We start from the raw sequence: 26,466 nt of genomic DNA, 5'->3' as shown, positions 1-26,466 counted from the left end.
CTTTTTTATTATCCTAATTTTCTAAAATGAAAGTGGGACTTAAGATGGTCTTAGGAAGAGACCCAAGGCAAGTGAGAGAATGATGCAAACTGCAACCTTCTACATCATTAACGAAGAGAGCCCGCAAGCAACGGTGGCTGGCTTTGAAGAATACATCGTGTTTTTGGCTCAGCACTTTGCTCGCCAAGGCGCTAAAGTGTATTTAAACTGCCAAGACAAACCACACGCCGAGCAGCTCGCTGAAGCCTTTTGGCAAGTTGATGCAGACAAGTTCATGGCACATAACCTCGTAGGCGAGGGACCGAAATACGCCACCAATATTGAAATCGGCCATGAAGGTGTAAAACCTAATTGGAACCGTCAGCTGGTAATTAATTTGGCGGAAAATGAGACAACCTTTGCGAACAAGTTTGCTCAAGTGGTAGACTTCGTGCCCTGCGAAGAAAAAGCTAAACAACTCGCAAGAGAAAGATATAAAATTTACCGTCAAGCAGGTTACCAGCTGCAAACGATCGAAATTCAATATCCTTAACGGTCAATCCTTATAGTTAAGGCGATCTTGTTAAGATCCCTCACTTATAAAGATTGACTAAGATTCAACCATCAACGTATCCATTAAAAGAGCGCTATGGAAAAGACATACAACCCAACTTCAATCGAACAAGCTCTGTATCAGACTTGGGAAGAGAAAGGCTACTTTAAGCCACACGGTGACACTACTAAAGAATCATACAGCATCATGATCCCGCCACCGAACGTCACTGGTAGCCTACACATGGGCCACGCGTTCCAAGATACGATCATGGATACGCTTATCCGTTGTGAACGTATGAAGGGTAAAAACACCCTTTGGCAAGTAGGTACTGACCACGCTGGTATCGCAACTCAGATGGTTGTTGAGCGTAAGATCGCTGCAGAAGAAGGCAAAACAAAACACGATTACGGTCGTGAAGCTTTCATCGACAAAATCTGGGAATGGAAAGGCGAATCTGGCGGCACTATCACTAAGCAGCTTCGTCGTCTTGGCGCATCTGTAGACTGGGATCGTGAACGCTTTACGATGGACGATGGTCTATCTAACGCCGTTCAAGAAGTCTTCGTACGTCTATACGAAGACGATCTAATCTACCGCGGTAAGCGTCTGGTTAACTGGGATCCAAAGCTACACACAGCGATTTCAGATCTAGAAGTAGAGAACAAAGACACTAAAGGCCACATGTGGCACTTCCGCTACCCACTAGCAGATGGCGCTAGAACAGCCGATGGCAAAGACTACATCGTTGTTGCAACGACTCGTCCAGAGACCGTGCTAGGCGATACGGGTGTTGCAGTTAACCCAGAAGATCCACGTTACAAAGATCTTATCGGTAAAGAAATCATCCTTCCTATCGTTGATCGTCGCATCCCAATCGTGGGCGATGAGCACGCAGATATGGAAAAAGGTACTGGCTGTGTGAAAATCACACCTGCGCACGACTTCAACGACTACGAAGTAGGTAAGCGCCACCAGCTACCAATGATCAACATTCTGACTTTCGACGCAAACATCCGTGATGCTTCTGAAGTATTCAACACTAACGGCGAAGCAAGCGACGCTTACAGCACTGAGCTACCAGCTAAATACCACGGTATGGAGCGTTTTGCCGCTCGTAAAGCTATCGTTGCTGAATTCGACGAGCTAGGCCTACTTGAAGAAGTGAAAGATCACGATCTACAAGTTCCTTACGGCGACCGTGGTGGCGTGGTTATCGAACCAATGCTAACTGACCAATGGTACGTACGTACTGCGCCTCTAGCGAAAACCGCAGTTGAAGCAGTAGAAAACGGCGACATCCAATTCGTTCCTAAGCAATACGAAAACATGTACTTCTCTTGGATGCGTGACGTTCAAGACTGGTGTATCTCTCGTCAGCTATGGTGGGGTCACCGCATCCCAGCTTGGTACGACAACCAAGGTAATGTTTACGTAGGTCGCACTGAAGAAGAAGTTCGTAAGAACAACAACCTAGAGTCTGTCATTGAACTTCACCAAGACGAAGACGTACTGGATACGTGGTTCTCTTCTGCACTATGGACGTTCGGTACTCAAGGTTGGCCAGAGCAAACTGACGATCTGAAAGTATTCCACCCTTCAGACGTTCTAGTAACTGGTTTCGACATCATCTTCTTCTGGGTTGCGCGCATGATCATGATGACCATGCACTTCGTGAAAGACGAAAACGGCAAGCCACAAGTACCATTTAAAACGGTTTACGTTACTGGTCTAATCCGTGACGAAAACGGCGACAAGATGTCTAAGTCGAAAGGTAACGTACTTGACCCAATCGACATGATCGATGGTATCGACCTAGAGTCTCTCGTAGAGAAGCGTTGTGGCAACATGATGCAGCCTCAACTAGCGAAGAAGATCGAGAAGAACACTCGTAAGACGTTTGAAAACGGTATCGAAGCATACGGTACAGACGCACTGCGTTTCACTCTTGCAGCAATGGCATCAACAGGTCGTGATATCAACTGGGATATGAAGCGTCTTGAGGGTTACCGTAATTTCTGTAACAAACTATGGAACGCAAGCCGTTACGTAATGATGAACACAGAAGAGCAAGATTGTGGCTTCAACGGTGGTGAGATTGAATATTCACTAGCAGACAAATGGATCGAGTCTCAGTTTGAACTTGCAGCGAAAGCGTTCAACAACCATATCGACAACTTCCGTCTAGATATGGCTGCGAACACGCTTTACGAATTCATCTGGAACCAATTCTGTGACTGGTACCTAGAGCTAACTAAACCCGTTCTATGGAAAGGTACTGAAGCGCAACAGCGTGGTACTCGCCGTACACTAATCACGGTACTTGAGAAGACTCTACGTCTGGCTCATCCTGTGATTCCTTACATCACTGAAACTATCTGGCAAAGCATCAAGCCACTAGTTGAAGGTGTAGAAGGTGAGACAATCATGCTTCAAGCACTGCCTCAATTCGACGAAGCAAACTTCAACCAAGAAGCGCTAGACGATATTGAATGGGTGAAAGCGTTCATTACCAGCATCCGTAACCTACGTGCTGAATACGACATCAACCCTGGTAAGCCGCTTGACGTTATGCTGAAAGCAGCAAATGCAGAAGATGCCTCTCGTCTAGAAGCAAGCAAGCAAGTACTGATGTCACTAGCGAAGCTAGAAGCAGTACGCGTGCTTGAAACTGGCGAACAAACTCCTGCATGTGCGACAGCACTGGTTGGTAAGTCTGAGTTGATGATCCCAATGGCAGGTCTGATCGACAAAGATGCTGAGCTTGCTCGTCTAGATGGCGAAATCAAGAAAACTCACGGCGAAATCAAGCGTATCGAAGGCAAACTAGGTAACGAAGGCTTCGTAGCGAAAGCACCTGAAGCAGTTGTTGCTAAAGAGCGTGAGAAGCTTGAAGGCTACAAAGAAACGCTAGCTAAGCTAGAAGAGCAGAAGACAACGATCGCTGCGCTTTAAGCCTCAGTGAAAGAGAAGAATTAACACTTCTCACTTTTGGTTCAAAAGGTTGGTCATCATGGCCAACCTTTTTTGTATACATTTCACCAAAACCATCATCAATAGCTTCCCCCTATCACAACAATACTCATTACCCATTATCATTAATGAGAATTATTATCGATAATGAACTCATCGAAACAAACACGATTGAGTAATTATCATGAAAAAGACACTAACTTTCGCAGCACTGCATTTTACTATCGCATTTAGTGTCGCTTACGTACTCACAGGCGACATTCTAATTGGTAGTTTAATTGCCATGATTGAGCCTTCAGTGAACACCGTAGCCTTCTACTTTCATGAAAAGGCATGGGCAAAAGTCCCAGCACTTAAAGCTCGTCAGTGGATGACCAAATTAAAAACCGCAAGCTTTGCGACCGTGCACTTCAGCGTCGCTTTTACCGTGGTTTACTTACTAACAGGTGATGCATTTGTCGGCGGCGTAATGGCGATGCTAGAGCCGAGTTTGAACACGGTGGCTTACTACTTCCACGAGAAAGTATGGATGCGTAAATCATCAGAAAAAGCTCCAGCACCGCAGTTTTGCTTACATCACCACGCTTAAACATGGAGGCTCACTACGTCTCCTAACGAGAAAAATGACATTTACCATTGACAAGGTTGCGCACCGCAATTAATTTAATTGCGGTGCGCAACTTTATTTTTAGAGGTAAGTGATAATGAACGCTCGTCAACTTCGACACTACTCCCGTCAAGCCGTCCGATTGCTTGGTATGCTTGATAAACAATGCGGCGATGTCGCTCTCACTCCAGTGCAAGCGCACGCATTGGGTGAAATCCAATTGCAGCCATTGACCATCAATCAGCTGGCACAGCAGCTTAATGTCGACAAGTCCAACGCGAGCCGAACCGTTACTGGTTTGATTAAATTAGGTTTGGTCGAGAGCATCGAAAACCCAAAAGACAAACGTAGTCAACTCGTAGCGATTACAGAGCAAGGCCAACAGGCGTTATCACAACTGGACCAACAGCAAAACCACTTCTTTGAACAACTGCTTACCCAACTCGATGACAGCGAGCAAGAGCAACTCAAACTTGGTCTAGAGACTTACCTAAAAGGGCTAACAAAAGTGTGTCAGTCTGAGGAATACGTTCTTCGACCTCTTACTAAAGCAGACAACCCGCAAGTCGCAGATGTGATTCGTAAAGTCTCTGCAGAATACGGCTTAACCGCAGACAAAGGTTATGGTGTGGCCGATCCAACGCTTGATGATATGTATTCGGTTTACAATCAATGCGGGGCCGCCTATTGGGTCATTGAACATCGCGGAGAGATCGTTGGTGGCGGTGGCTTTGCCCCTTTAGCTGGCGAGCCAAATGTGTGTGAACTACAAAAGATGTACTTCTTACCTCAAACACGAGGACACGGTTTAGCCAAACGCATCGTCGCATTGAGCTTACAATTGGCGAAACAATTTGGGTATCAGCAGTGCTATTTAGAGACAACTGAATGTCTGAGAGAAGCGGTAAGCTTGTATGAAAAGCTAGGCTTTGAGCATCTCGATGCCCCGCTTGGACAAACAGGGCATGATGCATGTGAAGTCGTAATGCTTAAGATGCTGTAATAGATAATATTATTAGACGTTAAAGCACAACATGGGTAACACAAAGCTCCTGGCTCAAGGCAACAGTGAAGTTTTGGTGCTGCCCATCCAACTCAACAGACAACTGGTAGAGATCACTTGGATCAGGATCAGTAAGATCGGCATACTTTGGCGCTTCGATCTGGAATAAAGCGCTCGCATGCTCCGCTCGGACATCAATAGGAATATGGTAAGTCATGCCATTGAACTTAACCGATGCCGATACTAAACCCGGCGCAAAAGTTTGGTAGTACAAATCCACCTTAAACTCACAACCACCACCGTGGTGCCAAATCTGTTCAGTAGCCACGCGGTCTAAACGCACATTGCGAATAAACTGCAGATACGGCTCTTGCCATACCCCTAAGCGCTCGTCACTCTTTTGGTATTCATGATCTGCAAGTGAACACAACTCCGGTTTATCCTCATCCAACAGAAGATCTTCTTCTTCCTCAAGGAATAGGAGCTCAAAACGGTTGCGCCCCATCTGCATGAACGGGCGAATGTCTTTCTTGTAGACATTTTGAGAACCGTCACAGTCAAACAATGCTACTCCGTTCAAACGCACTTCTGCATGGTAATCCACACCACCCAACACCATTTCTACCGCTGGGAATGCCATCATGGATTCATCCACTTCAATGTCATGCATCAGGTGCCACTCTTGCTGACGAATTGCTTCTTCTGTCAGTTCAGCTGGCAATACCTGACTCAAAGGAGCAGGGAAAGTAATGTCATCCTGTGGGATAGAAAGGTCCGTCAGTGGAGAGACTTGCCATAAACCGGCGAGTGAGAGTTGCATATACACCTTGAGCTAGATCAATTTTCACGCATTATAGGGAGAAATCCCCTATAAACTCAATGTGAATTATTTATCGCCTCCACATTCGTCAGTTTTTCAAGGTATAAAAAAACCAGCGTTAAACGCTGGTTTTTCCAAAAGTAGTGAGCTTTGATTACTCGTCGTCTTCATCTTCTTCAGGGTAAAGCGCATCTTCGCCTTCGTAGTACGTACCCCAACCGTCATAGATGATGTCGTATTTTTCTGCCAAGTGAATCAATTTTTCAACTTGCGCATCAATCGCTTCTGCATCTAGTGCGGACTCCATAGTCGCATCACAGCAAAGCAACTTGTTACCATCTTCATCTTCAGTTTCTTCTGCTTCAAGAACTTCAAAGCCCATCTTGAATGCTTCAACTACCGCTTTTTCTAGCGTGTCAAAATCTTCTGCAAACAGGTGGTGCTCAATTTCGTATAGCGAATCTGGATCGCTGCCATCTTCTAGCAATGCTGCAATGATATCGCGAGTCTCTTCCTTTTGAATCTCAATTAATTCTTCTACTGATAGATATTCATCTTCGTGAGACATGTTTTGGCTCCAGATTAGTTACTTGATGGAAACACAATACCCGATACTGAGTATGCTGATCCGGTGAAATATGGCATGGATTGCGATGAAAAGCCACAAACAAACATCATACCACTGCGATTCTTATCGGTTATTTGAATCTAAATATTAAACCGACCACACAAAGAAACAAAAAATTAACAAAGAATGGCGTTTTTTAATATTCAGAACATCCTAATTGACACTTAATGTGGTTATTTTCTCTTTCTATGCGTGTTTATGATGCTTTCTTGAATACACTCACGTGTAAAACAAAGATGCATAACGAATAAATTCACTTTAATAATGCATAATTTAGAATAAAAATGCACGTTTTATGCACTGTGCATGTATTCTTTATCAACGGGAAAATTAGAATAAAAACGCACGCACTCTAATTTTAGTAAAATAGCATTTATATCTAATAATAAATTTAATAAGAATCAAAATAAAAATAAAAAACTTACAAAGTCAAAAGCATCAGAATATAAACAAAGCTTGATAACTTGCATCTTTCTAGGAAGCTTGTCATAACTAATGGCTGGAAAATTTGTAAGGATACAAAATGAGCAAGCTGTACGTTGGATCAGAAGTTGGTCAACTTCGACGAGTTCTATTAAATCGCCCTGAACGCGCCCTAACCCACTTAACTCCGTCAAACTGTCATGAGTTGCTATTTGATGACGTTCTTGCTGTAGAAGCGGCAGGTGAAGAGCACGATGCATTCGCACGTACGCTGCGCGAGCAAGACGTTGAAGTGCTTCTCCTCCACGATTTACTGGTCGAAACCCTCGCTGTTCCAGAAGCAAAACAATGGCTGCTGAACACTCAGATTTCTGACTTTCGCTACGGGCCAACATTTGCGCGAGACCTACGCCAATACTTTTCAGAAATGGATGATGAACATCTTGCCTGCATCTTTTTAGGTGGCTTAGCATACTCAGAGCTACCGATCTCCTCATCTTCTATGCTTCCAAAAATGAAGCGTCCTCTCGACTTTGTTATTGAGCCGCTACCTAACCACCTATTTACGCGTGATACCTCGTGTTGGGTTTATGGCGGCGTTTCTCTTAATCCGATGATGATGCCTGCACGTCAACGTGAAACAAACCACCTACGTGCGATTTATCGTTGGCACCCAATTTTTGCTGGCCAAGATTTTATCAAATACTTCGGTGACGATGATCTGCATTATGATAACGCGAATGTCGAAGGCGGTGATGTGTTGGTTATTGGTAAAGGTGCAGTTCTTATCGGTATGTCTGAGCGTACGACTGCGCAAGGTGTAGAGAACCTTGCAGCGAGCCTATTTAAAGCAGGCCAAGCGACCGAAGTGATTGCAATTGATCTGCCTAAACACCGCTCATGTATGCATTTAGACACCGTGATGACCCATATGGATGTAGATACTTTCTCTGTCTACCCTGAGATCATGCGCAAAGATCTCGACACATGGCGCTTAACACCAAAAGGCAACGGTGAAATGCATGTTGAAGCCTCACATAACTATCTGCACGCGATTGAGTCCGCTCTTGGCTTAGATCAGCTGAAAATCATCACCACTGGTGGCGACAGCTATGAAGCGGAACGCGAACAATGGAATGACGCCAATAACGTTCTAACTGTAAAACCGGGCGTAGTAATTGGTTACGAACGCAACGTATACACCAACGAAAAATACGATAAAGCTGGCATCAAAGTACTGACAGTACCTGGTAACGAGCTTGGTCGTGGTCGCGGTGGCGCTCGCTGTATGAGCTGTCCAATAGAACGAGACGATATATAACTTACTCGTCCCTTTACATTAGGTGAATCAAAACTAAGGTTGATGTGAATACATCAACCTTTTTTAGCTTTAATTAAAAATAATTATTCACAATAAAAGCATTTATATGTTTTAATGAATTCTATTAATCTAATCACATGTACTAAGGGACGAGCTATGGCTTTCAATTTACGTAACCGCAACTTTTTGAAGCTATTGGACTTCTCAACCAAAGAAATCCAGTTTTTGCTCGAACTGTCTGCAGAGCTGAAAAAAGCTAAATATGCAGGAACAGAGCAGAAGACACTTCAAGGTAAAAACATCGCACTAATCTTTGAGAAATCTTCGACTCGTACCCGATGTGCGTTTGAAGTCGCTGCCTTTGACCAAGGTGCTCAAGTCTCTTACATCGGCCCTTCTGGCTCGCAGATCGGTCATAAGGAATCGATGAAAGACACCGCTCGCGTCCTTGGTCGTATGTATGACGGGATTGAATACCGAGGCTTTGGCCAATCCATTGTTGAAGAGCTTGGTACTTATGCTGGTGTTCCAGTGTGGAATGGTTTAACGGATGAGTTCCACCCAACCCAGATCCTTGCTGACTTCCTGACCATGCAAGAGCACGGCCGTGGTAAACAGCTACATGAAGTAACCTTCGCTTACCTAGGTGATGCGCGCAACAACATGGGTAACTCACTTATGGTGGGCGCAGCGAAAATGGGCATGGATATTCGCCTTGTCGCGCCAAAAGCGTTCTGGCCTGAAGAAGATCTCGTGGCAACTTGTCAAACTATCGCGCAACAAACCGGTGCAAAAATCACGTTAACAGAAAGCGTTGAGGAAGGTGTGAAAGGTTGTGACTTCCTATACACCGACGTTTGGGTGTCTATGGGTGAGTCTGCCGAGGCATGGGATGAACGTGTAGCGTTAATGACACCTTATCAAATCAATATGGACGTGATTAAGCAAACGGGTAATCCACATGTGAAATTCATGCACTGCCTTCCAGCTTTCCACAATGATGAAACCACCGTCGGCAAAGAAGTCGCTGAAAAATACGGTATGAAAGGCCTTGAAGTAACAGAAGAGGTATTTGAATCGGAATACTCCATCGTATTCGACGAAGCTGAAAACCGTATGCACACCATCAAAGCCGTGATGGTTGCGACGCTAGGAAGCTAAACCAGCGCGCAAAAACAGCCGATAAAAACCATGATGTAATCGCTTGCGCTCACGAAAGTTAAGCGTATAATGCTCGGCAATTTGTCTGAGGATTAAGAAATGACCACGCTGATTGCTGACGTAAAAACGCGATTTGCTCTCGCTAAGCGACTACGCTTACGTGGTGTTATTTTCGTTAATTCTATTGAATTTTAAAACCTCCCCATTGGGGAGGTTTTTTTATGTCCAAAATTCCTTTCGGTTATTTGGATGTAGTCATCAATGTTATAGGGAAGAAGATCATGGCGAACTCGCTTTACCAGAAGCACATCATCTCTATTCCAGAGCTTTCACGCGAAGAACTGGAACTTATCGTAGAAACAGCAGGTAGCCTTAAAAAAGCACCTCGACCAGAACTGATTAAAAACAAAGTCGTTGCAAGTTGTTTCTTTGAACCATCAACACGTACACGTTTATCGTTTGAAACAGCGATTCAGCGCATTGGTGGTGACGTGATTGGCTTTGATAATGATGGTAATACCTCTCTGGCGAAAAAAGGCGAAACACTCGCAGATTCAGTACAAGTCATCTCTTCTTACGTCGATGCCTTTGTGATGCGTCATCCACAAGAAGGCGCCGCTCGCTTGGCCTCTGAATTTTCAAATGGCGTGCCAGTGATCAACGCGGGCGACGGTGCAAACCAACACCCAACTCAAACGCTACTCGACCTATACACCATCGCGGAAACACAAGGGCGTCTAGACAACCTGAACGTCGCATTCGTAGGTGATCTAAAATATGGCCGCACAGTGCACTCACTGACTCAAGCCTTAGCAAAGTTTAACAACATCCGCTTCTTCTTTGTTGCACCAGATGCGCTGGCAATGCCAGATTACATCTGCGAAGAACTAGATGAAGCTGGCATTCAATATAGCCTACACACAGACATGGAAAGTGTGATTCCTGAACTGGATATTCTGTACATGACACGCGTACAGAAAGAACGTTTTGACGAATCGGAATACGCACATATTAAGTCGGCTTACATCCTAACGGCGGCACTACTAGAAGGCGCGCGTGAGAACTTGAAAGTGCTGCACCCACTACCACGTGTGGATGAAATTACAACTGATGTTGATAAAACGCCTCATGCTTACTTCTTCCAGCAAGCTCAAAATGGCGTGTATGCTCGCCAAGCACTGCTGGCGCTTGTTCTAAACGAAACACTGTAATCGAGGGGAAAAATCATGGCTAAAGAAACTCAATTGCAGGTAGAAGCAATCAAAAATGGTACGGTCATCGACCACATCCCTGCGCAAATCGGCATCAAAGTATTAAGACTGTTCGATATGCACAATTCATCACAACGCGTAACGATTGGACTGAACTTGCCATCATCAGCACTCGGTCATAAAGATCTACTCAAAATCGAAAATGTGTTTATCAATGAAGAGCAAGCGAGCAAGCTAGCGTTGTATGCTCCTCACGCGACCGTGAATCAAATCGAGAATTATGAAGTGGTGAAAAAGCTCGCGTTAGAGCTTCCTGAGCGCATCAATGATGTATTTGAATGCCCGAATTCAAACTGTATTTCTCATAATGAACCAGTAGAAAGCAGCTTTAGCGTGTTCGAGAAGAAACAAGAAATCCGCCTAAAGTGTAAATACTGCGAGAAAGTGTTCTCACGCGAGATCGTAACCGAGCGATAAACACGCCGCACGACTAGGCTGTGATACGTTTAAAATACCCTGCAATGTCAGGGTATTTTGCTCTTTACCTACCGAGGGTTTAGAGGCAAACTGAGAATCTTTATTCCCTACAACTGATGGAAAAAATCAAATGACGAAAGTACTTCACACTGAGTCTGCACCAGCAGCAATCGGTCCTTACGTTCAAGGCGTAGATCTAGGTAACATGGTTCTTACTTCAGGCCAAATCCCAGTAAACCCAGCGACAGGTGAAGTGTCTGCTGATATCGCAGAACAAGCTCGTCAGTCTCTAGAAAACGTAAAGGCTGTAGTTGAATCTTCAGGTCTTAAAGTATCTGATATTGTAAAGCTAACGGTTTTTGTTAAAGACCTAAATGACTTTGGCACAGTGAACGAAGTTTACGGCAAGTTCTTTGATGAGCACGGCGTAGCAAACTACCCTGCACGCTCTTGTGTAGAAGTGGCTCGCCTACCAAAAGATGTTGGCATCGAGATTGAAGCAATTGCAGTTCGCAAATAATTGTACTTGCTGACAAACATAAAAAACGGGTAGCTCAGGCTACCCGTTTTTTATTGTCTTTTCGTGATGATATCGCAGTAAAACTTAAGCAGCATTACGCTGTTTGACTTCTTCATCTAACGATTCAAGCTTCTCTTTCATCTGTTCACGACAGATATTCGCTAACTCGCGAATGCCCTCTTTACCATAGCCTTCAGTGCTGATTGGAGGTAGCATTTCAACAATCACATGACCATTGTTCCAACGGTTCAGCTTAATTTTATTCGTCGAGCTACATACGATAGGAATGATTGGCACACCTGCTCCAATTGCCGCATGAAAAGCACCTGTTTTGAATGGCAGCAAACCACGCCCACGAGAACGCGTGCCTTCTGGGAACATCCACACCGAAACATCACTTTCTTTCATGCTGCTCACGACCTGATCGATAGTACCTTTTGCTTTAGAGCGATTCGCTCGGTCAATCAGAATGTTACCCGTAAGCCAGTAAAGCTGACCAAACAGTGGCATCCAAGCCAAGCTCTTTTTACCTACTGTCACAACTTTCGGAGTCACAGCCGCAGAAACAGTAAACATGTCCCAGTTGTTCTGGTGGTTAGCAATGTAAACATGTTGGCCGCGTGAATACGCATCTTCAGGGATACGCAACTCTAACTTAATCCCAAACACACGAGACATCTTGGCAAACAAACGGCCAAAAGTGAAAACGTGCTTAGGGTTTCTAGGGCTTAATAGGCAGTAACCACAACCACCAATAAACATAACAATCGCAAAGATAGCGACAGCAAATACACGTAACAGTGCAATCATTCTTGTTCTCCAGGAACCGGCTTTTGCCAGATACAGCTATTAATATCTCTCTTTCCATAAAGGGAAAATATGGTCATGAGAGTGATATAAAAAAGCCGAAACTCAGGTTTCGGCTCTCTTGATATCCAAGTTACCTGCGGTGCAGTTTAACTTGCCTAGCTCACTCGCTCAATATTTGCGCCAAGTGCAGCCAGTTTATTTTCGATTTTGTCGTAACCACGGTCGATATGGTAAATACGATCAACGACGGTTTCGCCTTTAGCAATGCAACCTGCAATAACCAAACTAGCCGAAGCTCGTAGATCGGTTGCCATCACTTGCGCACCGCTGAGTGACTCAACATCACCACAGATAACCGTATTGCCTTCGATCTCAGCTTTAGCGCCCATACGCATGAGTTCTGGTACGTGCATAAAGCGGTTTTCAAAGATAGTCTCTGTGATCACGCCGCCACCTTTCGCCATCATGTTCAGAAGCGTAAATTGAGCTTGCATATCCGTCGGGAAACCAGGATGTGGCGCAGTACGTACACTTACCGCTTTTAGCTCGCGGTCGGTCATATCAACGGAGATCCAATCTTCACCCGTTTCGACAAGCGCGCCAGCTTCTTCCAGCTTGGCGAGAACCGCTTCAAGCAAATGAGCATTAGTGTTGCGACATACCACTTTACCGCCAGATACTGCTGCTGCGACAAGGAATGTTCCCGTCTCAATACGGTCAGCAACCACGTTGTGTTTACAACCGCCTAGGCGCTCAACACCTTCAATCGTAATGGTATCTGTGCCAGCGCCAGAGATTTTTGCGCCAAGCTTATTTAGGAAATCAGCGGTATCGACGATTTCAGGCTCACGCGCAGCGTTATCTAGTGTTGTTGTGCCTTCCGCCAGCGCTGCGGCACACATGATGGTGATCGTCGCGCCTACGCTGACTTTATCCATCACGATGTGCGCGCCTTTTAGACGGCCATCCACTTCTGCTTTCACATAACCATCTTCTAATGTAATGGTTGCGCCAAGCTGCTCTAAACCAGAAATATGTAGATCCACAGGACGAGCGCCAATAGCACAACCGCCTGGTAAAGAAACCTGACCTTGACCAAAGCGCGCCACCAAAGGACCCAAAGCCCAAATAGAAGCACGCATGGTTTTCACCAAGTCATAAGGCGCACAGTATTCTGTAATACTGCTTGGATCAACATGAACAGAGCCATTGCGGCTTACTTTCGCGCCTAAACGCTTAAGCAATTCCATCGTTGTGTCGATATCACGAAGGTGTGGTACGTTTGCCACTTCTACTGGCTCTTCCGCCAAGATAGACGCAAATAAAATCGGCAGTGCTGCGTTTTTTGCACCTGAAATGGTCACTTCACCAACTAGTGGTTTATCTGACCCAATAACTCGAAACTTTTCCATCAATAAACCTTAAAGCGACATCAATTTCTTATCACGAGCCCACTCTTCTGGTGTGAACGCTTTGATTGATAATGCGTGAATGTCGTTACGCTGGATGTATTCCATCAGAGGAGCATAAATTAGCTGCTGCTTCTTAACGCGGCTCATTCCATCGAAACAAGCATCAACAGCAACCACTTCATAGTGGCTACCTTCACCTTTCACATGCACTTCTTGAAGGTTTAGTGCTTCTTCTAATAACTGTTGTACTTTTGCGCTATCCACAATTTACCCCTGATAATTCTGTATGTGTTTGGCCACTAAAGATTCAACATTGCTCAGTTGAAACAAAGTGCGCAGTTGCGCCGGCACGAAACTGAGCATTATATGACAGTTTTGCTTTTTTGCATGCTCTAATAAGTGGATTAACATCACCATTCCTGCAGAGTCGACGCGCTCTATCTCTTTTAGCGAGCATTCCAGCTCCGATTGAGCAGGTTGCCATTGCTGTGCATACGCCCACAATGAAGGCACTGTATCTCTATCAAGTGCCCCTGTTAGCTTAAGAATGTTTTGATCCAATTGCCACTGAGCGGGAGTCTGGGCCATTATTTCTTCGCCTCGAAGCGGATCGGTTCTGCGGCCAATTTTTCTAAGTCTTTAGCAACAGATAGAATGCCTTCTTGACGAATTTTACTGTTCCATTCGGATTGTTTACTAGAAAGCAAACTAATGCCCTCTGCAATCATATCGAATGCTTCCCACTCACCAGACTGGTTGTCTTTACGCAGTTTAAACTCAAGTTTGATGTTTGGACGCGGAGTATCGATGATATCAACTTTAATGCTTGTAATACGCTTAGAGTCATCAATGCTAGGCTCAGGACCAAACTCAATTTTTTGGTCAGAGTATTGCGTCAACACTTGTGCATAAGACGCAATCAGGTAAGCACGAAATGCATCGATAAACTCAAGTACATCTTCACGCTTAGCACCTTTTAAGTTTGGACCAAGAAGTTTTAACCCTGCATAGCGGTAGTTGACGTAAGGCATTAGCTCTTCTTCAACGATCACTTTAAGTAAATTTGGATCTTGTTTGATTTTCGGCTGTTCGGCTTTCAATCTTTCGAACGTGACTTCAGCTACCTGCTTCATCATCTTATAAGGTTCAGTTTTATCCACCTCTGCTGCTGTTGCTCCAAAAACGCTAAACACAGCACAAACTGAAAGTAGTAATCTCGCTAACATAGTTATTCCTTACTTGAGTCGTCTGAACCACCTACGCTGTATAGTACTTGACCAATTAAGTCTTCAAGCACAAGCGCCGATTTGGTGTCTTCGATGGTATCACCATCCACCAGCATGACTTCATCATCAAAAACGAAGCCAGGTACTAAACCAATGTATTGCTCACCAATCAGGCCAGATGTCAAAATTTGTACGCTCGACGTTTCTGGGAACTGATTGTATTTGCTATTGATAGATAGTGTTACAACTGGCAATAAGTTGTCTGGGTTAAGCGAAATACTACTTACTCGACCAATCACAACGCCCCCCACTTTTACGGGAGAACGAACTTTTAAACTGCCAATATTATCGAACTCGGCTTTGAGGGTATAAGTATCACCAGAGCCAATGCTTTTTACGTCAGCAACTTGAAAAATCATCACAAGAATCGCGCAAATTCCCGCTAATACAAAGCTGCCAACCCATAATTCAGTTTTACGTGTTTGTTGCATGATTAATTCCCAAACATCAATGCGGTCAGTACAAAGTCTAATCCTAGTACTGCTAAAGAAGAATGCACAACAGTGCGCGTAGTTGCTCGGCTGATCCCTTCCGATGTTGGAATAGCATCATAACCGTTAAATAGAGCGACCCAAGTAACCGTAATTGCAAACGCAAAACATTTGATCATACTGTTACCAATGTCTTGTCCTAGCTCAACAGAGGACTGCATCGCTGACCAAAAACTACCGTGATCAACGCCTTTCCAGTCAACACCAACAAGCTGAGCGCCCCAAATTCCCACAGCCATGAAAATCATAGCCAGTAAAGGCATTGAGATAACCCCAGCCCAAAACCGTGGTGCAATCACTCGTTTCAATGGGTCTACCGCCATCATTTCAAGGCTAGACAGTTGTTCCGTTGCTTTCATTAGACCTATCTCTGCGGTTAACGCAGAACCGGCACGACCAGCAAACAAAAGTGCAGTAACAACGGGTCCTAATTCACGGAGTAACGAAAGCGCTACCATTTGCCCCAAACTGCCTTCTGCGCCGTAATCCACCAACACAACATAGCCTTGTAGACTCAAAACCATTCCAATGAACAGACCAGATACGACGATGATCGCCAGCGACTGAACACCAACAGAATAAAGTTGCTTAACAAGCAGAGGAAAGCTTCTGATCGGTTGTGGCTTAGAAAATAGCGCCCCAATCAACATGAAAGTCGCACGACCAAATGCTCCGCAAATAGAAAGCGTGCGTCGACCCAGCGAGGCGACAAAGTGAATGAAGTTATCGACCATCAAATAAGTCCTTTTCGATACTTTGAGAAGGGAAACGAAACGGTACAGGACCGTCGGCATCACCTTGTAAGAACTGCTGGACACGAGGATCAGAGTTTTGAGTCAGCTCTTCTGGCGTACCATAGGCGATGATTTTTCCATCGGCCATCAGGTATACCCAGTCAGCAATACTCATGACTTCAGGTACGTCGTGAGAAACCACAATAGAGGTCAAACCTAACGCTTGGTTTAGATTGCTAATTAGCTCAACCAAAACGCCCATAGTGATTGGGTCTTGCCCCACAAACGGCTCATCGTACATGATCAGGTCAGGATCAAGTGCGATTGCACGAGCCAAAGCAGCGCGTCTTGCCATACCACCTGAAAGCTCACTCGGCATTAATTGCGCCGCGCCGCGTAGACCGACAGCTTCGAGCTTGAGTAACACCATGGTGCGAATCAAATCTTCCGATAAATCGGTATGCTCTCTCAATGGAAAGGCGACATTATCAAAAACATTCAAATCAGTGAATAAAGCCCCTGACTGGAACAACATGCTCATTTTCTTTCGAGCATGGTAGAGTTTTTTACGCGAGAGAGAGGGAATATTGTCGCCATCAAACCAGATCTCTCCTTGCTCGGGATACAACTGACCACCAATCAAACGCAGCAGTGTTGTTTTACCAATTCCCGATGGTCCCATAATGGCCGTCACTTTGCCCTCAGGAACATGCAGATCAATATCATCAAAGATCATGCGTTCTCCCCGTGAAAAAGTGAGGTTGTTCACGGTGACTAAATCGTTGTTCGACATATCATCTCTTCTACTGTAGGAGCGTTGCAACTCACGGAATCATCAAGCAGATACTAATCGGAGTTGAATTCTACGTTTAATAAAGTAACGTCGGTACATTTATTAGGCTGCAATCATAAGCACATTGGCGTTGAATTTAAAGCACTGTTCAATTAAATAAAGTCGACTATATCCCTGCAATTTCTCATGGTTTATGACCTAATTAGCACGAAGTGTTTAAATCCTAGACCAGAATTGCTCATTTAAATGAGTGAGATTTACATACATTTTCGTTACTAACCTTTAATTTATTCTTCGTTTATCTTCCATTTTAGGCCGCAAAAGGTCAAAATTAGCGGTTATTCATTTTACTTATTTAATACTTAGGAATTCTCATGCTCGAAGCCGTTGCGTTGCTTATAGTCGGTCTTGTTTTGCTTGTTTGGAGTGCAGATAAACTTGTTTTTGGCTCTGCAGCGATAGCCCGCAACGTCGGTATTTCCCCGCTTGTCATCGGCATGACAATCCTTGCGATGGGCTCATCCGCCCCTGAGATGATGGTATCTGCAACCGCTGCTTGGGATGGCAAAACAGATACAGCGGTGGGTAACGTATTAGGCTCCAACATAGCGAACATTGCGTTAATCCTAGGTATTACAGCGCTGATCAAGCCTTTGTCGATTAGCTCCGCCGTCATCCGCCGAGAACTTCCACTCATGATAGCCGTAACCGTACTCGCTGGTATTCTGCTTTGGAATAGCCATCTCGGTTTTTATGAGGGTGTCTTATTGTTTGTACTCTTTGGGGCATTTTTATTTGCTATGTTGCAAATCAGCCGCAAAGAGCAAAAATCAGGTGATGTTTTTCTTGATGACCAAGAGTCAGAGATCCCAGAAGGCGTCAGTAACCCTAAAGCAATCATGTGGGTGGTTATTGGCTTGATACTGCTTCCTTTGGCAGCCAGCATGCTGGTTGATAACGCGGTAATTATTGCTAAACACTTTGGTATGAGCGACCTTGTTATCGGTCTAACTATTATCGCCATTGGCACTAGCCTGCCTGAACTGGCCGCATCACTTGCGGGAGTTTTAAAGGGTGAAGACGACATGGCTGTCGGTAACATTATCGGTTCGAATGTGTTTAACATTCTGGCGGTAATGGGGATTCCTGGCATCATTAATCCATCGGTGCTCAGTGAGTACGCGATGGGACGTGACTTCTGGGTCATGTTAGGCGTTTCATTGTTACTTGTCGCGATGTGTTTGGGTAAATCACGCAGTATTAACCGTATTGAAGGTGCCATCTTGTTTGTGTGCTTCTTAGGTTACCAAGTGTACTTATTCGCAAACATGACCGCTTAATTACCACGATCAATAAGTAGAGATCTGATATGTCCAATCAATTTGATTTTCGCGCTGCTGCTAAACAAGTTCTTGATATCGAAGTTGCTGCTCTGCAAGAGCTAGATACCTACTTTGATGATCAATTTGAAAAAGCGTGTGAACTTATCCTTTCCAACAACGGCAAAGTTGTCGTTATGGGTATTGGCAAGTCAGGCCATATTGGTAACAAGATTGCCGCCACTCTGGCAAGCACTGGGACTTCGGCGTTTTTCGTTCATCCAGGCGAAGCCGCACATGGTGACTTGGGTATGATTAGCCCTGGTGACATTGTGCTGGCAATTTCTAACTCTGGTGAATCAAACGAAATTCTGTCTCTATTTCCAGTATTAAAGCGCCTGAATATTAAGATCATCAGCATGACAGGTAAGCCAGAATCAAATATGGCCAAGCTGTCTGACTTACACCTGCAAATTACGGTACCTCAAGAAGCTTGTCCGTTAGGCCTGGCGCCAACTAGCAGTACGACTGCCACATTAGTGATGGGAGATGCATTAGCCGTAGCTCTGCTTCAAGCTCGTGGTTTTTCTGCCGAAGATTTTGCCCTATCTCACCCAGGTGGTGCACTGGGGAGAAAACTGCTACTTAAGTTGTCTGATATTATGCACTTTGGAGAAGCGTTACCTAAAGTTTCTCCTGACGCATTAATTCGCGATGCCCTGCTTGAAATTTCAGAAAAGGGGTTAGGCATGACAGCCATCGTCGATGAGCACGATGCTATGCTTGGTATATTCACCGATGGTGATTTACGTCGTACCTTAGACAAGCGTATCGATATTCATACGACGGCAATTGGCGAGGTCATGACGACAAACCCAACCACAGCACACCCTGATATGCTGGCGGTTGAAGGTTTGAACTTGATGCAGAATAAAAACATTAACGCTCTGATTTTATGTAAAGACGAAAAAATTGTGGGTGCACTGAACATGCACGATTTACTAAAAGCTGGCGTGATGTAATATCAGCACAAACATTTAAATCATTTATTAGACGAATAAAGGCAATGGTCAGGGAAGTACTGAGCTAAACGATAGGCCTTCATTATATGAGTTTTACTCGCCTTATTTATTTGCTCTTGATCTTCGTTGTAGCGTGGTGCGGTTATTACCTACTAACCCCTAAAGGCAACGACGCAATTCAAGTAGCACCAGATTCTGAACTGCCTATGTTCAGTGGTTCTGGATTAGAAAACATCACCTACGGTGAAGATGGTGTCCGCAGTTACATCATTCGCTCCACTAACTTAGACCATTATGCTAAGAGTGGAGATACTATTTTTAATAACCCGACTTTGATGGTTTACCGTGAAGGTAGCGTCATTGAATGGAAGGTGACTGCCACAAGAGCAGTGTTAGATGAAGACCAAGTTTTGACTTTATATGACAAAGTCTTAATGCAAAATCTTCTGCCTGGTGCGAGTTTTGATACCATGGCAACAGACAAATTGGTCATTAATCTAACCAATCGTGATTTTAAAGCTGACCAACAAGTAATGTTGGTTGGACCACAATTTGAAACTACTGGAGGCGCAATGCAAGGTAACCTAAAACAGCATACTGCGACTCTGACAGATGAAGTTCAAGGTCGATATGAAACCGTTACACCTTAGCCTACTGGCACTGGTATTGGCGGCGCCTCAAGCGCTGGCACTCAAGTCGGATACTCAACAGCCGGTTTACATAAACTCTGACACCCAACAGGTGGATATGAAGAGTAACCAGGTTGTTTTTGAAGGCGATGTATCTCTTAAGCAAGGGAGCATCAATATCGATGCTGATAGAATCGTGGTAACTCGCGATCCTAAAACCGAAGCAATTAAACAGATTCAAGCATTTGGTAAACCTGCGAAGTTTTCTCAGCTGATGGACGATGGTAAAACACTTAGTGGTCAAGCTACGGAGTTGGATTACCGTATTTCTACAGACGAACTGACCATGAAAGGTCAAGCGCAGCTGGCGCAAGACAACAACACCATCAAAGGTTCTTCGATTCGTTACCAAATTGGTAAACAAAAGCTAGTCGCAGATAGCTCTAAGGAAGAGCGCGTTACGACCATTTTGCAACCCAATCAGATAGAGAACTAATATGGCAGTACTGAGTGCGAAAAACTTGGCGAAAAGCTACAAAAAACGCAAAGTCGTCACTGATGTTAGCTTAGAAGTTGAATCTGGTCAGATTGTTGGGCTGCTCGGTCCAAACGGTGCGGGTAAAACCACCTCGTTTTACATGATTGTCGGCTTAGTACCTCGCGATGAAGGCACCATTACCATTGACGACAATGACATCAGTATTTTGCCGATGCATAGCCGTTCACGACTTGGCATTGGCTATCTTCCGCAAGAAGCGTCGATTTTCCGTAAGCTTTCAGTAGAAGATAACATCATGGCCGTACTTGAAACTCGTCAAGAAATGACGAGGGAAGAGCGCCAAGATAAACTGGAAGATTTGTTGGAAGAATTCCACATCCAGCACATCAGAACCAGTGCTGGTATGGCACTATCAGGGGGTGAGCGACGCAGGGTGGAAATCGCTCGAGCTTTAGCGGCCAACCCTCAGTTCATTTTATTGGATGAACCTTTCGCTGGTGTTGACCCAATTTCGGTTAATGACATCAAGAAAATCATTGAGCATCTGCGCGATCGTGGTCTCGGAGTGTTAATCACTGACCATAATGTACGTGAAACACTGGACGTATGTGAAAAAGCCTATATCGTGAGCCAAGGGCACCTAATTGCATCGGGAACTCCGGCAGAAGTTCTCAATAATGAACAGGTGAAACAAGTTTATCTCGGCGAACAATTCCGTCTATGATTATATTAGGAACGGTAAGATTCTGAGCATTACAAGGTAAGTAACACTGAATGAAACCTTCATTACAACTCAAGCTAGGTCAGCAGTTAGCCATGACGCCACAGTTGCAGCAAGCGATTCGCTTATTGCAATTGTCGACACTCGATCTTCAACAAGAAATCCAAGAAGCGTTGGACTCAAACCCATTATTGGAAGTTGAAGAAGGCCAAGACGAGCCTCTAGCAAACGGTGAAGATAAGTCAGCGGTCGAGGCTGCTGATAGCAACAGTGCTAGCGAACCAACAGAAATTGACGTTCCAGATAGCTCCGATGTGATAGAGAAATCAGAAATTAGCTCTGAACTTGAAATCGACACGACTTGGGATGACGTCTACAGCGCGAATACTGGTAGCACTGGCTTAGCTCTTGATGATGATATGCCCGTCTACCAAGGCGAAACCACTGAATCATTACATGATTACCTCATGTGGCAGCTTGACCTAACACCATTCAGTGAAACCGACCGCACGATTGCATTAGCGATTATTGACGCTGTTGACGACTACGGCTATTTAACTTTGTCGCCTGAAGAGATTCATGAGAGCTTCGATAATGAAGAGATAGAGTTAGACGAAGTAGAAGCCGTTCGTAAACGCATTCAACAATTCGATCCTCTTGGCGTTGCATCGCGTAACTTACAAGAATGTTTGTTACTGCAATTGACGACCTTCCCAGAAGACACGCCATGGCTTGCTGAAGCCAAAATGATACTTGCGGATCATATTGATCACCTAGGCAACCGTGACTACAAGCTCGTCATCAAAGAGACTAAGCTGAAAGAAGCCGATCTGCGTGAAGTCTTAAAGCTTATCCAACAGTTAGATCCTCGTCCAGGTAGTCGCATCACTCCTGATGATACCGAGTACGTAATTCCAGACGTATCCGTTTTTAAAGACAATGGCAAATGGACCGTTTCTATAAACCCGGATAGCGTGCCAAAATTAAAAGTAAATCAACAATATGCTCAATTAGGCAAAGGTAATAGCGCGGATAGCCAGTACATCCGCAGCAATTTGCAAGAGGCAAAATGGTTAATTAAGAGCTTAGAGAGTAGAAACGAGACGCTACTCAAAGTTGCAAGATGTATTGTTGAACATCAACAAGATTTCTTCGAGTATGGTGAGGAAGCCATGAAGCCAATGGTACTCAATGATGTCGCTTTGGCTGTGGACATGCATGAATCCACGATTTCTCGTGTAACAACGCAAAAATTTATGCATACACCACGTGGTATTTTTGAATTGAAGTACTTCTTCTCTAGCCATGTTAGTACTGACAACGGCGGAGAATGTTCGTCAACAGCAATTCGTGCACTCATTAAAAAACTGGTCGCAGCAGAGAATACTGCCAAACCACTGAGTGATAGCAAGATTGCTGCTCTTCTGGCTGACCAAGGGATTCAGGTCGCAAGACGTACGATAGCCAAATATCGCGAATCCTTGGGAATTGCCCCTTCAAGTCAGCGTAAACGCCTATTATAAGGCACTAACTGAAAAGGAAAGTCTATGCAAATCAATATTCAAGGCCATCACGTTGATCTTACCGATTCAATGCAAGACTATGTAAATTCTAAGTTTCAGAAGCTCGAAAGGTTCTTCGACCATATCAATCAAGTGCATGTTGTACTAAAAGTTGAAAAAATTACTCAAATCGCGGAAGCTACGCTTCACATAAATCAAGGCGAAATCCACGCATCAGCCGATGACGAAAATATGTATGCCGCGATCGATTCGCTGGTAGATAAATTGGTTCGCCAACTTAATAAGCACAAAGAAAAACTAAACAGTCATTAATCATGCAACTGAGCGAAATACTGTCATTGGACTGCACCAAAAGTGCGGTCCACTGCACGAGTAAAAAACGCGCCCTTGAAATGATCAGCCGTATCGTGGCTGATCAAACGGGCCAAGATTCTACCGAGCTGTTCGAATGCATGCTCAATAGAGAAAAAATGGGCAGTACCGGTATCGGAAACGGTATTGCGATCCCTCACGCGAGAATGCAATCAAGCGACAAGGCCATTGCTGTCTTACTGCAATGTGATGAAGCAATCGAATTTGATGCGATTGACAATCGACCTGTCGATCTTCTTTTTGCGCTCCTTGTACCAGAAGAACAGTGCAAAGAGCACCTCAAGACTCTATCCTCTATGGCAGAACGTCTGAGCGATAAGCAAGTATTAAAACTACTGCGTAATGCTCAGAGTGATGAAGAACTTTACGACATCATGATTCACCAATAAGCAGGACTAACTCCATGCGACTAATCGTTGTTAGCGGGCACTCAGGTGCCGGTAAAAGTATTGCGCTTCGTGTACTGGAAGACTTAGGTTACTACTGTGTTGATAACCTGCCAGTTAACTTGCTGGACGCATTTGTTCATTCTGTTGCTGACAGCAAACAGAATGTTGCAGTCAGCATTGATATTCGTAATATTCCTAAAAAGCTAAAAGAACTGACGAGTACACTAGAACAGTTAAAAACTGAGCTTGATGTGACCATGCTTTTCTTGGACGCCAATAAAGAAACGCTACTCAAACGCTACAGCGAAACACGCCGAATTCACCCGTTATCTTTAGGTGGCACCTCCCTCTCGCTCGATCAAGCCATCGAGCGTGAGAAACAAATTTTGACGCCACTCAAAGCGCATGCAGATCTGGTCCTAAATAGTAGTGGGCAGTCTTTGCATGAATTGAGTGAAACCGTGCGTATGCGCGTTGAAGGCAGAGATCGCAAAGGGCTCGTTATGGTATTTGAGTCTTTTGGTTTTAAATACGGCCTGCCTTCCGATGCCGATTACGTATTTGACGTTCGCTTCTTACCTAACCCACATTGGGAACCAGCACTACGCCCGCTTACAGGTCTGGATGCTCCTATCGCCGCATTTTTAGAGCAACACCAATCGGTGTTAAGTTTGAAATATCAAATTGAAAGCTTTATAGAGAATTGGTTACCTCTGCTTGAGAAAAACAACCGCAGCTACCTGACCGTTGCAATCGGTTGTACTGGTGGTAAGCACCGCTCGGTGTACTTAACTCAGCAAATCGGTGAATACTTCGCCAACAAAGGACACCAAGTACAAATTCGCCATACCTCACTAGAGAAAAACGCTAAGGAGTAGCCGTGGAGTTAAGTCGTAAAGTATTGATTCAAAACCGCCTTGGCTTACATGCTCGTGCAGCAGTCAAACTGGTCGAACTGGCACAGAGCTTTGAAGCGGTCATCACCATCGACAATGAAGAAGACAAAACCGCCACAGCAGACAGCGTAATGGGCCTGTTAATGCTAGAGTCCGCTCAAGGACAATACGTCACGATCCACGCAACGGGTGGGCAAGCGGAAGAAGCACTGGATGCCGTTTGCCACTTGATCGAAGATAAATTTGATGAAGGCGAGTAGTTTACTCGCTTTTTTCTTACCTCCCATTATCTTTCTCTTCCCTGACCTAATAAATAAATTTGCTTAGTATCATAAGTTGTTATTAAAAGGCGCCTAGAATTAAGTTATTATTCAACGCATTGTAAATATCAGGAATTGGGAGGAATGAATGGCAGAGCAAATTGAATTCGACCAAGCTCACCAAGCCCTCCAAGAAGTCACAGAAGCGCTAGAAAATGGTCGCTTCGTCCATGTTCGTCGTCAATTACAGGACATGGAACCTGAGGATATCGCTCACCTTTTAGAAGCCTCCCCACGGAAGAGCCGTGAAGTTCTTTGGCAACTCACCGACCCTGAAGATTATGGTGAAATCCTTGACGAGCTGAACGAAGACGTCAAAGACAGCCTCGTATCCAAAATGGCACCAGAAGCGCTTGCAGAAGCGACAGAAGGCATGGATACCGATGACGTGGCTTACGTACTGCGTAGCTTGCCTGACAACCTGTCACGCGAAGTCCTGTCGCAAATGGACTCCTCTGACCGTCTACGGGTCGAAACCGCCCTATCCTACCCAGAAGACACTGCGGGTGGACTGATGAACACCGACGTCATCACAATTCGTGGTGACGTCGATGTGGACGTAGTTTTGCGTTATCTACGTATGAAAGGCGAGCTTCCAGAAGCTACGGATGCCCTGTATGTGATCGATGAAGAGAGTAAGCTCATCGGTGAACTGCCGATCACGACGCTTATTACCACTCAGCCAGACGTAAAAATCATTGATGTAATGGAAGACGCGGACGAGGCCATCACCGTCGATACTAGCGACTCAGATGTTGCGAGTCTGTTCGAACGCCGTAATTGGGTATCTGCACCTGTTGTTGATGAAAACTTGCATTTGGTCGGTCGTATCACCATCGATGACGTGGTTGATGTTATTCGTGAAGACGCGGAACACTCGATGATGAGTATGGCGGGTATGGACGATGACGAAGATACTTTCGCGCCTGTTGTAAAATCAGCTCGCAAACGCAGTATCTGGCTTGGCGCTAACGTATTAGCCGCCCTTGCTGCTGCTTCCGTTTCTAATATGTTTGAGGCCACATTAGATCAAATGGCGGCCATTGCAGTATTGATGACGATTGTTCCGTCCATGGGTGGTGTCGCTGGTAACCAAACCGTCGCACTAGTGATTCGTGGTCTTGCTCTTGGTCATATCGGTGACTCAAACAAACGCGAACTGTTAATGAAAGAAGCTTCGATCGGCTTACTCAACGGTATCATGTGGGCGCTGATTATTGGTGGTATTGTTGTTGCTTGGAAAGGTAACTGGATGCTCGGAGGAATCATTTCCGCCGCCATGCTGACCAACTTATTGGTCGCAGGTATTGCAGGAGTAACGATTCCAATCCTATTGAAAAAAATGAACATCGATCCTGCTTTAGCTGGTGGTATGGCATTAACAACGGTGACGGATGTGATTGGTTTATCTGTCTTCTTAGGGCTTGCCACAATACTGATTACCTAACAGAAAAAACGAAAAAGCCTGATGAACACATCAGGCTTTTTTGATTCTGATGTGCCGTCCTAAATAAGGTTGACACTTTCCACCCCCCAAAATTGGAGAGTGTTATGAAATCAACAACTAAAAGAAC

General features: G+C 44.8%; 31 protein-coding genes. 21 read left to right on the top strand and 10 right to left on the bottom strand.

Annotation, left to right across the window (positions count from 1 at the left end):
- The first annotated feature begins 82 nt into the window (after positions 1-82).
- The 4 genes from R7P72_RS19650 (at position 83) to R7P72_RS19635 (ending at position 5,115) form a co-directional block, all read left to right on the top strand.
- Positions 83-532 carry a DNA polymerase III subunit chi gene (locus R7P72_RS19650; RefSeq protein ID WP_031777270.1) on the top strand — a complete coding sequence of 150 codons (450 nt, stop codon included), beginning with the start codon at positions 83-85 and terminating at the stop codon, positions 530-532.
- A gap of 96 nt (positions 533-628) precedes the next feature.
- A complete protein-coding gene (locus tag R7P72_RS19645; protein WP_213915391.1) occupies positions 629-3,487 on the top strand; it encodes a valine--tRNA ligase in 2,859 nt (952 codons plus the stop codon).
- A gap of 202 nt (positions 3,488-3,689) precedes the next feature.
- Positions 3,690-4,094, top strand: a complete 405-nt coding sequence (locus tag R7P72_RS19640) for a DUF2061 domain-containing protein (protein WP_005381078.1) — start codon at positions 3,690-3,692, stop codon at positions 4,092-4,094.
- A gap of 115 nt (positions 4,095-4,209) precedes the next feature.
- Positions 4,210-5,115 carry a bifunctional helix-turn-helix transcriptional regulator/GNAT family N-acetyltransferase gene (locus tag R7P72_RS19635; RefSeq protein ID WP_017821846.1) on the top strand — a complete coding sequence of 302 codons (906 nt, stop codon included), beginning with the start codon at positions 4,210-4,212 and terminating at the stop codon, positions 5,113-5,115.
- A gap of 19 nt (positions 5,116-5,134) precedes the next feature.
- Here the strand turns inward: R7P72_RS19635 and R7P72_RS19630 are convergent, their stop codons facing one another.
- On the bottom strand, positions 5,135-5,935 hold the full coding sequence (locus R7P72_RS19630) for a glycosyl hydrolase 2 galactose-binding domain-containing protein (protein ID WP_318110750.1): 801 nt from the start codon (positions 5,933-5,935) through the stop codon (positions 5,135-5,137).
- A 154-nt stretch (positions 5,936-6,089) separates the two neighbouring features.
- Positions 6,090-6,503 carry a ribonuclease E inhibitor RraB gene (gene rraB / locus R7P72_RS19625; RefSeq protein ID WP_005381081.1) on the bottom strand — a complete coding sequence of 138 codons (414 nt, stop codon included), beginning with the start codon at positions 6,501-6,503 and terminating at the stop codon, positions 6,090-6,092.
- A gap of 583 nt (positions 6,504-7,086) precedes the next feature.
- Here rraB and arcA point away from each other — a divergent pair.
- The 6 genes from arcA to R7P72_RS19595 all read left to right on the top strand — a co-directional run bounded on the left by arcA (position 7,087) and on the right by R7P72_RS19595 (position 11,676).
- Positions 7,087-8,307 carry an arginine deiminase gene (gene arcA, locus R7P72_RS19620; RefSeq protein ID WP_005381082.1) on the top strand — a complete coding sequence of 407 codons (1,221 nt, stop codon included), beginning with the start codon at positions 7,087-7,089 and terminating at the stop codon, positions 8,305-8,307.
- 156 nt (positions 8,308-8,463) lie between these two features.
- On the top strand, positions 8,464-9,468 hold the full coding sequence (locus R7P72_RS19615) for an ornithine carbamoyltransferase (RefSeq protein ID WP_053303448.1): 1,005 nt from the start codon (positions 8,464-8,466) through the stop codon (positions 9,466-9,468).
- Positions 9,469-9,567: 99 nt separating this feature from the next.
- Positions 9,568-9,663, top strand: coding sequence for a hypothetical protein (locus R7P72_RS19610; protein ID WP_005381084.1), 96 nt, complete (start codon positions 9,568-9,570; stop codon positions 9,661-9,663).
- An 86-nt stretch (positions 9,664-9,749) separates the two neighbouring features.
- Positions 9,750-10,679 carry an aspartate carbamoyltransferase gene (gene pyrB / locus R7P72_RS19605; protein WP_005381085.1) on the top strand — a complete coding sequence of 310 codons (930 nt, stop codon included), beginning with the start codon at positions 9,750-9,752 and terminating at the stop codon, positions 10,677-10,679.
- A gap of 15 nt (positions 10,680-10,694) precedes the next feature.
- Positions 10,695-11,156: an aspartate carbamoyltransferase regulatory subunit gene (pyrI, locus tag R7P72_RS19600; protein ID WP_005381086.1), complete on the top strand. Its 462-nt coding sequence runs from the start codon at positions 10,695-10,697 to the stop codon at positions 11,154-11,156.
- Between the two features lie 130 nt (positions 11,157-11,286).
- Entirely contained in the window at positions 11,287-11,676 is a 390-nt protein-coding gene (locus tag R7P72_RS19595) for a RidA family protein (RefSeq protein WP_005381087.1), read from the top strand.
- Positions 11,677-11,760: 84 nt separating this feature from the next.
- On the opposite strand, the gene R7P72_RS19590 is transcribed toward R7P72_RS19595, so the two are convergent.
- The 8 genes from R7P72_RS19590 to mlaF form a co-directional block, all read right to left on the bottom strand.
- Positions 11,761-12,486 (bottom strand): 1-acylglycerol-3-phosphate O-acyltransferase, encoded by a 726-nt coding sequence (locus tag R7P72_RS19590; protein ID WP_005381088.1) that lies wholly within the window; start codon positions 12,484-12,486, stop codon positions 11,761-11,763.
- Between the two features lie 155 nt (positions 12,487-12,641).
- Positions 12,642-13,898 carry a UDP-N-acetylglucosamine 1-carboxyvinyltransferase gene (murA, locus tag R7P72_RS19585; RefSeq protein WP_005388419.1) on the bottom strand — a complete coding sequence of 419 codons (1,257 nt, stop codon included), beginning with the start codon at positions 13,896-13,898 and terminating at the stop codon, positions 12,642-12,644.
- Positions 13,899-13,907: 9 nt separating this feature from the next.
- Positions 13,908-14,162, bottom strand: coding sequence for a BolA family iron metabolism protein IbaG (gene ibaG / locus R7P72_RS19580; RefSeq protein ID WP_005381092.1), 255 nt, complete (start codon positions 14,160-14,162; stop codon positions 13,908-13,910).
- A gap of 3 nt (positions 14,163-14,165) precedes the next feature.
- Complete coding sequence (locus R7P72_RS19575) at positions 14,166-14,486, bottom strand: lipid asymmetry maintenance protein MlaB (RefSeq protein WP_005381093.1); 321 nt, start codon at positions 14,484-14,486, stop codon at positions 14,166-14,168.
- Positions 14,486-15,124, bottom strand: coding sequence for a phospholipid-binding protein MlaC (mlaC, locus tag R7P72_RS19570; protein WP_005381098.1), 639 nt, complete (start codon positions 15,122-15,124; stop codon positions 14,486-14,488). Before mlaC ends, R7P72_RS19575 begins: the two co-directional genes overlap by 1 nt.
- Before the next feature lie 2 nt (positions 15,125-15,126).
- Complete coding sequence (gene mlaD, locus R7P72_RS19565) at positions 15,127-15,615, bottom strand: outer membrane lipid asymmetry maintenance protein MlaD (RefSeq protein WP_005381099.1); 489 nt, start codon at positions 15,613-15,615, stop codon at positions 15,127-15,129.
- 2 nt (positions 15,616-15,617) lie between these two features.
- Complete coding sequence (mlaE, locus tag R7P72_RS19560) at positions 15,618-16,409, bottom strand: lipid asymmetry maintenance ABC transporter permease subunit MlaE (RefSeq protein WP_005381100.1); 792 nt, start codon at positions 16,407-16,409, stop codon at positions 15,618-15,620.
- Complete coding sequence (gene mlaF, locus R7P72_RS19555) at positions 16,399-17,202, bottom strand: phospholipid ABC transporter ATP-binding protein MlaF (protein ID WP_005388422.1); 804 nt, start codon at positions 17,200-17,202, stop codon at positions 16,399-16,401. Before mlaF ends, mlaE begins: the two co-directional genes overlap by 11 nt.
- Before the next feature lie 374 nt (positions 17,203-17,576).
- On the opposite strand from mlaF, the gene R7P72_RS19550 reads away from it, so the two are divergent.
- The 11 genes from R7P72_RS19550 (at position 17,577) to mgtE (ending at position 26,339) form a co-directional block, all read left to right on the top strand.
- Positions 17,577-18,542 (top strand): calcium/sodium antiporter, encoded by a 966-nt coding sequence (locus R7P72_RS19550; RefSeq protein ID WP_005381102.1) that lies wholly within the window; start codon positions 17,577-17,579, stop codon positions 18,540-18,542.
- Positions 18,543-18,571: 29 nt separating this feature from the next.
- Positions 18,572-19,543 (top strand): arabinose-5-phosphate isomerase KdsD, encoded by a 972-nt coding sequence (gene kdsD / locus R7P72_RS19545; RefSeq protein ID WP_005381104.1) that lies wholly within the window; start codon positions 18,572-18,574, stop codon positions 19,541-19,543.
- Between the two features lie 86 nt (positions 19,544-19,629).
- Positions 19,630-20,193 carry an LPS export ABC transporter periplasmic protein LptC gene (lptC, locus tag R7P72_RS19540; protein WP_005381106.1) on the top strand — a complete coding sequence of 188 codons (564 nt, stop codon included), beginning with the start codon at positions 19,630-19,632 and terminating at the stop codon, positions 20,191-20,193.
- Positions 20,174-20,668, top strand: a complete 495-nt coding sequence (lptA, locus tag R7P72_RS19535) for a lipopolysaccharide transport periplasmic protein LptA (protein WP_005381109.1) — start codon at positions 20,174-20,176, stop codon at positions 20,666-20,668. The genes lptC and lptA overlap by 20 nt, the downstream gene beginning before the upstream one ends.
- 1 nt (position 20,669) lies before the next feature.
- Positions 20,670-21,395 (top strand): LPS export ABC transporter ATP-binding protein, encoded by a 726-nt coding sequence (lptB, locus tag R7P72_RS19530; RefSeq protein ID WP_005381111.1) that lies wholly within the window; start codon positions 20,670-20,672, stop codon positions 21,393-21,395.
- 50 nt (positions 21,396-21,445) lie between these two features.
- Positions 21,446-22,915, top strand: coding sequence for an RNA polymerase factor sigma-54 (locus tag R7P72_RS19525; RefSeq protein WP_005381112.1), 1,470 nt, complete (start codon positions 21,446-21,448; stop codon positions 22,913-22,915).
- A 24-nt stretch (positions 22,916-22,939) separates the two neighbouring features.
- Positions 22,940-23,227 carry a ribosome hibernation promoting factor gene (hpf, locus tag R7P72_RS19520; protein WP_005381114.1) on the top strand — a complete coding sequence of 96 codons (288 nt, stop codon included), beginning with the start codon at positions 22,940-22,942 and terminating at the stop codon, positions 23,225-23,227.
- A gap of 2 nt (positions 23,228-23,229) precedes the next feature.
- The gene (gene ptsN / locus R7P72_RS19515) at positions 23,230-23,676 is read left to right on the top strand and encodes a PTS IIA-like nitrogen regulatory protein PtsN (RefSeq protein ID WP_005381116.1); all 447 of its coding nucleotides are present in this window, start codon (positions 23,230-23,232) and stop codon (positions 23,674-23,676) included.
- 14 nt (positions 23,677-23,690) lie between these two features.
- Positions 23,691-24,554: an RNase adapter RapZ gene (rapZ, locus tag R7P72_RS19510; RefSeq protein WP_005388424.1), complete on the top strand. Its 864-nt coding sequence runs from the start codon at positions 23,691-23,693 to the stop codon at positions 24,552-24,554.
- A gap of 2 nt (positions 24,555-24,556) precedes the next feature.
- The gene (locus R7P72_RS19505) at positions 24,557-24,832 is read left to right on the top strand and encodes an HPr family phosphocarrier protein (RefSeq protein WP_005381120.1); all 276 of its coding nucleotides are present in this window, start codon (positions 24,557-24,559) and stop codon (positions 24,830-24,832) included.
- A gap of 148 nt (positions 24,833-24,980) precedes the next feature.
- The gene (gene mgtE / locus R7P72_RS19500; RefSeq protein ID WP_005381121.1) at positions 24,981-26,339 is read left to right on the top strand and encodes a magnesium transporter; all 1,359 of its coding nucleotides are present in this window, start codon (positions 24,981-24,983) and stop codon (positions 26,337-26,339) included.
- The last annotated feature ends 127 nt before the right edge of the window (positions 26,340-26,466 follow it).

It is taken from the genome of Vibrio sp. Vb0888 (assembly GCF_033338835.1).
GTDB classification, from domain to species: Bacteria; Pseudomonadota; Gammaproteobacteria; order Enterobacterales; family Vibrionaceae; genus Vibrio; species Vibrio alginolyticus.
This window is presented reverse-complemented; position numbering and strand designations above follow the sequence as displayed.